This window comes from Acinetobacter stercoris, from assembly GCF_900323515.1.
Taxonomy (GTDB): Bacteria; Pseudomonadota; Gammaproteobacteria; order Pseudomonadales; family Moraxellaceae; genus Acinetobacter; species Acinetobacter stercoris.
Genome location: NZ_OOGT01000137.1, coordinates 1 through 10,686, shown reverse-complemented (window position 1 = coordinate 10,686; position 10,686 = coordinate 1). Strand labels below are relative to the sequence as shown.

Below are 10,686 nucleotides of genomic sequence, written 5' to 3'. Positions count from 1 at the left end.
AAAAGAAGATAATATTTCATTTTTATCTCAATGCTAATAGTGATTTATCATGCGGATTTTTTATAAATGGATCAAGTATTCTTAAAACGTGAGGTAACAGGTTTAGACTCAATCTATGATGAGGACGAGATGGTGCTTCACTTTTTAAAAAAACAGCATCAAAGTAAAATTCAATAATTCGTCCTTGCTGTTCCATATTAAATTGATTAAATGATTTATATATGTCCCTTCCAGCAAGATCCGTTACATACACTTCTAAATCTTCACCACTTACATTGTCTGGGGAAGAAGAAGTACTAGTATACCCTCCCCTACAAAAATTTTTCACTGCAAATTTAAAATTTTGCATGCCTAGCTGATATTGCCATACATGAGTCATTTCATGAATAAACCAATACTTTAACCTAGGTTCAGACTTACTAAAATCGGGATTTTCAGCATAATCTGATGTAGGAAGCATAATATCTCCAAATGGAGTGATAGCATTACCAGTTAAATCACCGATAATGATTCCTAATTTTACCCATACTTTTGAATAATCTATTGAGTCTTTAAAAACTAATTGACACATAATAATTTCACCAAGAGTTAGTTTTCTTCTAGTTTCGACTCTTAATTCGGTCGTTGGAGGTGGTGCACCTTCTGCCATTTTTCTTAATTTAGCTTGCGCATTGGCGATATAAGTCTTGGCTACCTGTTTGTTTAAATCTTTATCCATGTGAATGACCCTGCCCAATAATGTTAATTTCGATACTTTCAGCAGAATCACTTGCTATAATTTCTGTATATCCTTGTTCATCCGTTGTGCCGTGAATCGTTTCACCATTTTTTATAATTTCATAACAAACATTTGCTAATGGTTCACCTGTTAATTCATCTTTTAACAAAAAACGTTGTCCAAAACTATCTGTGGCATTTACAAAATTACTGATCAGTTGACTGGCTACTTTCCCGGAACCAGAACCGCCCCCATTATCACCTACAACCAAATTCTGTTTAGGCAAGCATCGACACCCGCAGTCCAGTAAAGCATTAGCAAGGGCAGCAGGTTTCCCCATAATGATCATGTGATCATCACAACCACCAATAATTTTAGAAACTCTTTTATGTAAAGGACATGTCGCTTTATGCCCCAAACAAGCAATAGGAACACCTTCGATTAGAAAAGATGAATCCCCTTCAATTACTTGTCCACCACCCGTAGTCGGGCAACCAATAGTTATATAAGGTATAGTCATTTTTTGATCTTCTTAATAATTATAAAATTTAAAATTTAAAATTTAAAATTTAAAATTTAAAAACAAATAAATAAATCAAACCTATTAGACAGTAGTTCATTATATTTGTCAAAATTTGTTCAACTTTATATGACAGAGTCACACATGAGATGCAACAGTTCTAAATGCTTCATGATAGTTAGTAACGCTTGTCAATTCCTTGAAAAGCGTCAAGCCGTTTTATTTTTGTTCTATTCAGTCAGTTACTGATCGATAGTAACGTTTTAAATAACAGTATAAAATACATAAGGCTTCGCTTTTTTATTATTCACCATTACAATAATCCAGATTTCATAAAACTTAATACAATATATGATTTACCATAATTTTATGGCGAAGCACTATTTGGTGCTAGGTTTCTTGTTTTTAGAAATCATGATTGCTAGTATCAATCCTTTAGAAATGCCTTCTTACCTATTGCATCAATTAGGTACAGCATTGATGCTTTGCTTCTTATTTTTTTGTCAAAAGAAAATTGGCTTAACATTTAATACTTTTTTATTTTATATTTTATTTCTATGTATCCATGTGATTGCAGCTCATTATTTATATTCGTATGTACCATATAATGAGTGGATTAAATCGGTCTTTCATTTTGATTTAAATCAGATAATGGGATGGTCACGTAATATGTTTGATCGTTTAGTTCATCTTTTTTATGGACTATTTTTATTTCCCTTTTTCTTTCGTTTATTCCAAGTATGGATACCCAATGTAAAAACATCAATTTTAATGCTTCTCGTCATTCAATTTGTGATGGCAACCAGCCTGTTCTATGAATGGATTGAATGGTGGATTGCTATCGGCTTATCTCCTGAAGAAGCTGAAAAATATAATGGTCAACAAGGCGATATATGGGATGCACACAAAGATATGCTTTTGGCAACTATTGGAGCAATCATCTCCGCATGCATCATCTTGCTCAATTCCAAAAAAGAATTAAGCAAGATATAGGGGGATGCTAAGAATGGATTAACTAAATTAGTTGAACTTGAGGCTGTATTAAATTTTCCAGATCTATTCTGGGAACAGTTACATCCAAGTCAAGTTCATTAATATTGGCATCATCGGGATTTTCTATTTCAGAATTTGACTCGTTTTCACCTATGATCTGCTCAATATCCAGATCATCAGAAATCTCACTGTAAGGCTTTAACAAATCAGAGATTTTATCCACCTCAGGTGTAAACAGATCTTCGCCCATCAATGGTAAATTCAGAATATCTAGCATACGAGTGTCTAAGTCAGCTGACTCATTTATGACAACAAAAGGTTGACTTACTGAACTGGTATTTCCAGCAGCATCCGTAAGAGTAAATGTAAAACTATGCTGACCTATGCTTAATTCTGTATCAGGTGTCCAGCTCCATGTTTTATCGCTTTCAACTGTAACGTGCGCTATCGCTTTACCGTTATCATAGACAGTCAGTATAGCTCCGACTTCTGCATTTGCACCTTTAAATGCTGGTGTTGCATCATCAGTTGTTCCTCCGTTTGATATCGTCGTAGCAGGATCAGTTTGATCGTTCGTCACAGTCGGTAAATTCGGTGCAGAAGGTGCAACCGTATCTTTATTTCCCTGAATTGTAGCAACATCGGAAACATTACCTTTCTGATCAGTCGAGGTTATATATCCATATTTACCGTCTGTGATAGCCGTTGATACTGTGATAGAGAAACGTCCATCTGCATCTACCGTTGCAGATCCTATTATGTTATTAGATGAGTTTTTGATTGTAATGACTGAATTGGCCTCACCAGTCCCTGAAATGACAGTCCCATCCTCATTAATAGTCAGATCTGTTGGTGAGTCTGGTGGAATTGTATCCATTCCTACTTCTATATCTAATGGAATAGACTTATTCCCCACAGCATCAATAACAATAATCTGATATATACCAGTTTCGCCAAGAGCCTCGGATAAATCCAGAGTAAAATTGCCTGCTGCATCTACCGAAGCAGTTGCAATAATATTGCCTGAATTATCTTTAATTTGAATTGTCGCATTAGCTTCAGCCATACCTAAAACAACTGTACCTTCACTGTTTATCTGTAGCTTGGGTTGATCAGGTGGCGTGGTGTCCTTCCCCATTTCAATGATAGTACTTTCAGAAATATTACCAGATGAATCTTCTGCTGTGACATATGCAATTTGACCTTCTGCAAGCGGTTCTGTCAAAACTATTGAAAATACGCCCTTGTTTGCAGTCCCTTGCCCCAAAATATTACCATCGGCATCTTTAACATAAATGATTGAACCAACTTCGGCTGTTCCAGCAACAATTTCTCCGTCATCACTCGCTTGTGCAATAGGCACATCTGGTGCAATTGTATCTTTCATTCCCTGAACAGATGTAGGATTCGACATATTTCCTGCTGCATCCATGGCATAAATAAAAACTTTTTGGCCATCAGTTAAAGCATTTTCCAAAATAATTTCATATTTCCCAGATGCATCCACTGTTATTGTGCCCCAAATATTATTATCCGCATCCTGGATATAAACAGTTGATTGAGGTTCAGCCTCTCCAGTAACAACCAGACCATCATCACTCAAATAGGCTTTAGGCGTTGCTGGAGCAGTTTTGTCCTCAATCTCGGTATCATCATTATTGTTATTAGATGAGTCAGAATTAAAAGCTGCCAAATAGATACCTTCTATTGCAAGTGCTGCCAAACCAAATTTAATAAAATCCATTTTACTAAAAAGTGCATCATCTATTTGAGGAGAACTGATTTGTGGAAAATCTGAAGGTAATTGTTGTACCAATGGCGTATTGTCAATCAAAGTATAATTATTAAACACACCTTTTTCATCAAAATTAGCAAGTTCATATCGTTGCCCATGAGAAATAACCAGATCATTTTCTTGCATCTCCTCATATACTTTAAAAAAGTTTTCAATCACAACCTTCTGACCATTTTTCAAAGTTATGACAAGATCATTTCCTGATCGAATCATGGACTGAATATCTTGTTTATGTGTTTCAATCTGAACAATGGAGGGTTGGTCAAGTTTAATTTTATTTGTTTCTGTTTTGATTAAAATTTTATGGCTTTTCTGCGCATAAATCATGATAGATGCCATTTATTCCCCACTTAATTTCCAAGAAAAATTGTAAAAAGTAAAGACATTCTATTTCATGGGATAAGATTATTAATCAATATAATAAGTGTTGTTCTAAATGGTAAAAAAACATTCGTACTTTCAAAAAAACCAGCCTGCAAGCGACTGGTTTTATTATGTATAAGACACTGGAAATTAAAGTTTTGGATCTCGCATTTGTACCAATGAAGCATTGGCTTTACTTAATCCGTCAACGATTTTGCTCATAAGACTTGGTACCAAATGATCTGCCATTTGCGCAGCCTGTAGTCCAATCTTTTCACCTAAAGTTGGTTTACGACGTGTCTGAATCACATAAACATCGTGTTGAGGAAGCAAACTTAGCAAATATTCGTCAGAAGTTTCCAGTTTATCGACCAGGTTAAGATTAAGCGCATCTTTACCATACCAATGTTCACCTGTAGCCACTTTTTCTACATTGAGCTTCGGACGATAATTTTCAACAAAATGCTTAAACAATTGATGTGTTTGTTGTAATTCTTCTTCAAATTTGGCTTTACCCTCAGGCGTGTTTTCACCAAACATCGTCACAGTTCGTTTGAACTGACCAGCCGTGTAAAGCTCAAAATCTACATGATGTTCTTTGAGTAACCGATTAAAATTCGGCACTTGAGCAACTACACCTATAGAACCCAAAATAGCAAATGGTGCTGCAACAATTTCACTGGCAATACACGCCATCATATAACCACCACTTGCAGCAACCTTATCTACGCAGATGGTGACATGAAAGCCTGCATCACGTAAGCGAACCAGTTGTGCAGCAGCAAGCCCGTATCCATGTACCATACCACCAGGGCTTTCCAGACGTACAACAATACGATCACGACCTGCTTTAGCTGTAGCTAGAACAAGTGTAATTTCTTCACGTAAATTTTCAACAGCTGATGCCTGAACATCACCTTTAAAATCCAGAACATAGATTTTCTGATTATTTCTTTTTCTAGCCCGTGCCTCTTTTGCTAATTGCTGAGTCAATTGTAAAAGTTCAAATTTTGAAGCTGTAGTTTGAGCAATTTTTTTTCTTTGTTCATTGACACGTGCATTGAGATGGCTAACACGTATTTCTGCGGGTAATTTAGGTAGATGAAAGAGCATAAATTTTATTATCTCATTACACAAAAGATTTAGTCATAACATGAGGTTTTATATTTAAAATTTCAATGCTTTTTTTGAAATAATCATGTCATTATGTCAAATAGATTCATAAATTCATTTAGTTATGATTTTTAATCAGCAATTAAAAATAGAAAAAGGAACCTATTTCAAGGTTCCTTTTATGCTTATCTAAAAATAGATCACTTATAAAGTCGTCTTAGGCTAGTTAACCAAAACGCCCCGTAATATACGCTTCTGTCAGCTGGTGATCAGGTTGTGTAAATACTTTCTCGGTTGAGTTCACTTCAATCAGATCGCCCAAATGGAAGTAAGCAGTACGGTCAGATACACGTGCAGCTTGCTGCATAGAATGCGTCACAATTGCAATGGTATACTGATGTGATAACTCCGAAATCAGTTCTTCAACCTTAGCCGTTGCAATTGGGTCAAGTGCAGAACATGGTTCGTCCATCAAGATGACTTCAGGGCTAACTGCAATAGTACGGGCAATACATAGACGTTGCTGCTGACCACCTGATAAACCTGTACCTGGCTGGCTCAAACGATCTTTTACCTCATCCCATAAACCGGCCTTACGAAGACTATTTTCAACGATTTCTTCGAGATCATATTTATCACGTGCTAAACCGTGCAGCTTCGGACCATATGCAACATTGTCAAAAATAGATTTCGGGAACGGGTTCGGTTTTTGAAATACCATCCCAACCTGTGCACGTAACAATACAACATCCAGATTTGGATCATAAATGTCCTGATTGTCTAATGTCACTTTGCCTGTAACCCGGCAACTATCGATAGTGTCATTCATACGGTTTAAGGTACGTAGAAATGTGGATTTACCACAACCCGATGGACCAATAAATGCGATGACTTCATTTTGGTAGATACTTAAATCAATACCTTTAATCGCCTCAGAATCACCATAGTACACATGTACGTCTTCGGCACTAATTTTAACTGTCGAATTTTGCTCTTTCTTTTGAGAGGAATTTGTCTCAAATTGAGAAACAAACGAGGTACTTTGTTGTTTGCGCTCAGTATCTGTTGACGTAAACTGTGTATTATCTTGATTCACTGATTTATCCTTTTCTAAGGAATTTGTAAGGTCTATAGTACTCATATTTCGCCCTCAATTACCAACGCACTTCAAATTTCTTACGTAACCAGATTGCAAGGCTATTTAAGCCAATCATCAATGCCAGTAAGACAATGATTGCAGCTGCTGTACGTCCTTCAAAGAAGTTTCGTAATTCATTGCCTTGCCATAAGAAAACCTGAACTGGTAAGGCTGTAGATTGATCTAACGGAGTTGCTGGAACGCTTGCGACAAATGCACTCATGCCAATTAACAATAAAGGAGCAGTTTCACCCAAAGCTTGTGCAACACCAATGATTGCACCTGTTAAAATACCTGGTAATGCAAGTGGTAAAACATGATGGAATACAGTCTGAATTCGTGAGGCACCCAAACCGAATGCTGCCTGACGAATTGATGGTGGAACTGCTTTCAAAGCAGCACGTGTCGTGATGATCACTGTTGGAAGTGTCATCAGGCTCAACACCAAACCACCTACCAATGGTGCTGAAATAGGCAGGCGTAACCAACCTACAAAAATTGCTGCGCCAAGTAAACCGAACACAATTGATGGTACAGCTGCAAGGTTATTAATATTGACTTCAACAACATCAGTAATCCAGTTTTTCTTTGCAAACTCTTCCAGATATACCGCACTTGCTACCCCGACAGGGATAGATAATGCAATAACAATCAGCATCATGAATAATGAGCCCATGAACGCACCTGCCAAACCGGCTGTTGCTGGAGAACTTCGAGAGTCTGGATTGGTAAAGATCTGGGTGTTGAATTTTCTTTCAATAACGCTTTTTGCAGATAAATCATCGGCAATCTTACGCACTTCCGGGCTTAATTGTTGCTGATCATCTGGCAAGGTCCGATCAATATTACCAGCCAGCCAGACATCAACATTTGCATCTGCCAAAAATTTGATGTCCTGTTTTTTTCCGACTAGTGATGGATCCTTAAAAACCATGTCACGTAAACGATATGATTCAGAGCTGGTATAAATGCTATTTAAATCATCTCGTTTGGATGCAAGTGATGGATCTCTTGCAATCATCCCATTTTGAATCAGGGCATCCCAATCCACCATACCCATTTTACCTTGCCAGGCAATATAACGCTCTTGGTAATGTGCAGGTGTCTCACCTGCTGCTTTTACTGGTTTTGGACCCGCATCAATCACTTTAGGATCAAAATAAATTGGAAGCGTCATACTGGCTTGCCAAAATGCAGGTACGCCTTTGTATAAAATACTTGAGAAAAGTAAAGCAACAAATGCAAGCCCAACGATAACCGCAGACAAACCAAAAAAACGAAAAGATTTTTCTTTACGATGACGCTTTGACAATGATTTTTCAATTTGCGACTTACGCTTGGCACGCAATTCGGCTGCAACTTGAGGATCAAATACATTTTGATCCACTGGAGATGTATTTGATGTACTCATTCGTATTGCTCACGGTATTTACGCACGATGTATAGTGCAACAATGTTTAAGCCCAAAGTAATCACAAACAGTGTTAAACCGAGTGCGAAAGCAACCAGAGCCTGAGGACTCGCAAAATCTGTATCACCAGTTAACTGGTTAACAATAGTTACCGTTACAGTTGAAACCGCTTCAAGAGGGTTGATGTGCAGTAATGGACTATTCCCTGCGGCAAGTACCACAATCATGGTTTCACCAATCGCACGTGAAGCAGCCAATAAAAACGCACCAATGATACCTGGCAATGCAGCAGGAATAACAACCTGTCGAATTGTTTCGGATTTGGTTGCACCTAACCCTAGAGAACCATCACGAAGTGAACGCGGTACTTGAGTAATGATGTCATCTGACAAGGATGATACAAATGGAATAATCATGACTCCCATAACGAAGCCAGCTGTTAAGGCACTCGTCGCATTGATATGCAGGCCAATCATTTCACCTGCTTCTTTAAAAAACGGACCAATGACCATAAGTGCAAAAACACCATAAACAATCGTTGGAATACCAGCCAAAATCTCAATCGTTGGTTTTGCCCAGGAGCGAAGTGTCGGAGAAGCATATTCTGCCAAATAAATTGCGATCATTAGGCCTATAGGTACTGCCACCAATAAGGCAATACCTGACACCATAAGCGTTCCCCAAAGAAGTGGGAGTAGTCCATAACTTCCTTCTGCACTACCAGATGTACTAAAACCTGGATCCCACATTGTTCCAAAGAAGAACTGCATTGGGCTAACAAATTTAAAGAAGTGTACGGCTTCACTAAACATCGACATAACGATGCCGACTGTTGTTAAAATAGCCACCCCAGAACAAAGTGCCAATCCAATATTTATTACTTTTTCTACCTGGTTTCGTGCACGATATTTTTCACTAATTTGTTTTTTTGCAAAAACCAGACCTAACAATGCGACACATACTACTACTGCAAATTTGGCAAAAGAGCCAATAGTTTGAATTTTTCTATATTGTTCTGCTGCTGCAGCTTCATAAGCAGCTGAATGATCACTGACACCGAAGCCTGAAGCAATCGCCTTAACACGATCCATCAAGACCTGAGTTCCAGTTTCGTCCAGAGTTGAAGCAACATTTGCTGGAATATTATTTAATACGATATGTTGCAGAATGTTTGGTTCAATCAAATTCCAAACAATCAAAATCAAAAACGCAGGGATACCACACCATAACGCTACCAAAGCACCATAATAGCCTGGACGCGAATGGAGGGTCGCTGAATTATTCCCCTTACCTGCCAGGCTGCGGCTACGGCGAAGCCCAATCTGATACGCGATTGCCACAAGTGCCAATAACACGCCAATAAGTAGCAGATTCATGTATTCTCCACTGTTTTTCAGTTTTCATTCTTTGAAAAAACTGACTTAGCAAAAAAAGCCGATGGCAGTCACCCACCATCAGCCTCTAGTTTTTTTTATTACAACGATTTTCCAGCTTTGAATGCTGCTAGAACTTTAGCGCGTTCTGCATCAGACAATGAAATCAAGCCAGCTTTTTCAAGTTTAGAGCCTTTACCAGAAATTTTCTTGTTCAAGAAAAACTCGGTGTATTCGGTTAACCCTTTGATTGATTTCAAATGCTCACCCTTAACATAGAAGAACAATGGGCGAGATACCGGATAAGAACCATTCAGTACTGTTTTCTCAGATGGTGCAACATTATTCACAGTTGCAACACGAAGTTTGTCACGGTTTTGATCATAAAAACCTAAACCAAATACACCCATTGCGCTTGGAGAAGTTTTTAAGCGAGCAAGCGTTTCTGTATAGTCGCCAGAAATTTCAATTACACGACCATCTTTACGGAAACTAGAACATGCTTTTTTCTGAGCATCTTTATCTAGTTTTGCAAAGTATTCATAAGTTTCACAACCTGCATCAACCATTTTTTCCTGGAATACTTCACGAGTACCGTGATTTGATGCTGGAATGACTAAAGTAATTGGTTCATTTGGTAATGCTTTATCGATTTGATTCCAGCGTGTATATGGGTTTGGAACCAATTTACCATTAGAAGGCAATTCTGCAGCTAAAGCAGCAAAAATGTGTTGTGGACGGATCTTGTATGCAGCTTTGCTTACATTTGTAGCAAATACGATACCGTCATAACCGATTTTGATTTCCTGAATTTTATTTACGCCAGCTTTCTTACAAGCAGCAATTTCTGTATCTTTAATTTTACGTGAAGAGTTCGCAATATCAGTTGTGTTATCACCAACACCAGCACAGAATTGTTTTAAACCGCCTGAACTACCGCCAGAACCGACTACAGGTGCTTTAAACTGAGGGAAAGTATTTCCAAACTCTTCTGCAACAATACTTGCATAAGGAAGCACAGTAGAAGAACCAGAAATCTGAATAGTGTCACGAGCGTTTGCTGTAGTAGCTACTGCTGCCCCTGATACTGCTAAAGCAAGTGCGATGTGATTTAAGCGCATTCTTTTCTCTCTTAATAATATCAATTGTGAAGTACGCCCACTGGTTGTGCTGTACTTTCCTGATATGTGCATTTTGATTTTAAAATATGACAATTAAGTGNCAAATTGATGACGCTTTAATGATAAATTGTCTTTTATATT

Annotated in this window: 9 protein-coding genes; 1 reads left to right on the top strand and 8 read right to left on the bottom strand. The window is 37.8% G+C overall.

Annotated features, from left to right (window positions below; all coding sequences use genetic code 11):
• Window positions 1-22 precede the first annotated feature (22 nt).
• Both KPC_RS13395 and KPC_RS13390 read right to left on the bottom strand, forming a co-directional pair.
• Entirely contained in the window at window positions 23-718 is a 696-nt protein-coding gene (locus KPC_RS13395; RefSeq protein ID WP_121974866.1) for a zinc protease, read from the bottom strand.
• Window positions 711-1,238 (bottom strand): PAAR domain-containing protein, encoded by a 528-nt coding sequence (locus tag KPC_RS13390; RefSeq protein ID WP_121974865.1) that lies wholly within the window; start codon window positions 1,236-1,238, stop codon window positions 711-713. Before KPC_RS13390 ends, KPC_RS13395 begins: the two co-directional genes overlap by 8 nt.
• 351 nt (window positions 1,239-1,589) lie before the next feature.
• Here KPC_RS13390 and KPC_RS13385 point away from each other — a divergent pair, with 351 nt between their 5' ends.
• Window positions 1,590-2,231, top strand: a complete 642-nt coding sequence (locus KPC_RS13385; RefSeq protein WP_121974864.1) for a DUF2238 domain-containing protein — start codon at window positions 1,590-1,592, stop codon at window positions 2,229-2,231.
• Window positions 2,232-2,253: 22 nt separating this feature from the next.
• Here the strand turns inward: KPC_RS13385 and KPC_RS13380 are convergent, their stop codons facing one another.
• The 6 genes from KPC_RS13380 to KPC_RS13355 form a co-directional block, all read right to left on the bottom strand.
• The gene (locus KPC_RS13380) at window positions 2,254-4,365 is read right to left on the bottom strand and encodes an Ig-like domain-containing protein (protein ID WP_121974863.1); all 2,112 of its coding nucleotides are present in this window, start codon (window positions 4,363-4,365) and stop codon (window positions 2,254-2,256) included.
• A gap of 174 nt (window positions 4,366-4,539) precedes the next feature.
• Window positions 4,540-5,502, bottom strand: coding sequence for a protease SohB (gene sohB, locus KPC_RS13375; RefSeq protein WP_121974862.1), 963 nt, complete (start codon window positions 5,500-5,502; stop codon window positions 4,540-4,542).
• A 226-nt stretch (window positions 5,503-5,728) separates the two neighbouring features.
• Window positions 5,729-6,643 (bottom strand): phosphate ABC transporter ATP-binding protein PstB, encoded by a 915-nt coding sequence (gene pstB, locus KPC_RS13370; protein WP_121974861.1) that lies wholly within the window; start codon window positions 6,641-6,643, stop codon window positions 5,729-5,731.
• A 13-nt stretch (window positions 6,644-6,656) separates the two neighbouring features.
• A complete protein-coding gene (gene pstA / locus KPC_RS13365) occupies window positions 6,657-8,051 on the bottom strand; it encodes a phosphate ABC transporter permease PstA (RefSeq protein ID WP_121974860.1) in 1,395 nt (464 codons plus the stop codon).
• A complete protein-coding gene (gene pstC, locus KPC_RS13360; RefSeq protein ID WP_121974859.1) occupies window positions 8,048-9,427 on the bottom strand; it encodes a phosphate ABC transporter permease subunit PstC in 1,380 nt (459 codons plus the stop codon). Before pstC ends, pstA begins: the two co-directional genes overlap by 4 nt.
• Window positions 9,428-9,525: 98 nt before the next feature.
• On the bottom strand, window positions 9,526-10,545 hold the full coding sequence (locus tag KPC_RS13355) for a substrate-binding domain-containing protein (protein WP_121974858.1): 1,020 nt from the start codon (window positions 10,543-10,545) through the stop codon (window positions 9,526-9,528).
• Window positions 10,546-10,686 lie beyond the last annotated feature (141 nt).

Bases quoted from the DNA above. Each gene is read 5' to 3' on its own strand.
- pstB (WP_121974861.1), bottom strand. From the start codon at position 6,643: ATGAGTACTATAGACCTTACAAATTCCTTAGAAAAGGATAAATCAGTG.
- KPC_RS13390 (WP_121974865.1), bottom strand. From the start codon at position 1,238: ATGACTATACCTTATATAACTATTGGTTGCCCGACTACGGGTGGTGGA.
- pstA (WP_121974860.1), bottom strand. From the start codon at position 8,051: ATGAGTACATCAAATACATCTCCAGTGGATCAAAATGTATTTGATCCT.
- KPC_RS13385 (WP_121974864.1), top strand. From the start codon at position 1,590: ATGATTTACCATAATTTTATGGCGAAGCACTATTTGGTGCTAGGTTTC.
- sohB (WP_121974862.1), bottom strand. From the start codon at position 5,502: ATGCTCTTTCATCTACCTAAATTACCCGCAGAAATACGTGTTAGCCAT.
- KPC_RS13355 (WP_121974858.1), bottom strand. From the start codon at position 10,545: ATGCGCTTAAATCACATCGCACTTGCTTTAGCAGTATCAGGGGCAGCA.
- pstC (WP_121974859.1), bottom strand. From the start codon at position 9,427: ATGAATCTGCTACTTATTGGCGTGTTATTGGCACTTGTGGCAATCGCG.
- KPC_RS13395 (WP_121974866.1), bottom strand. From the start codon at position 718: ATGGATAAAGATTTAAACAAACAGGTAGCCAAGACTTATATCGCCAAT.
- KPC_RS13380 (WP_121974863.1), bottom strand. From the start codon at position 4,365: ATGGCATCTATCATGATTTATGCGCAGAAAAGCCATAAAATTTTAATC.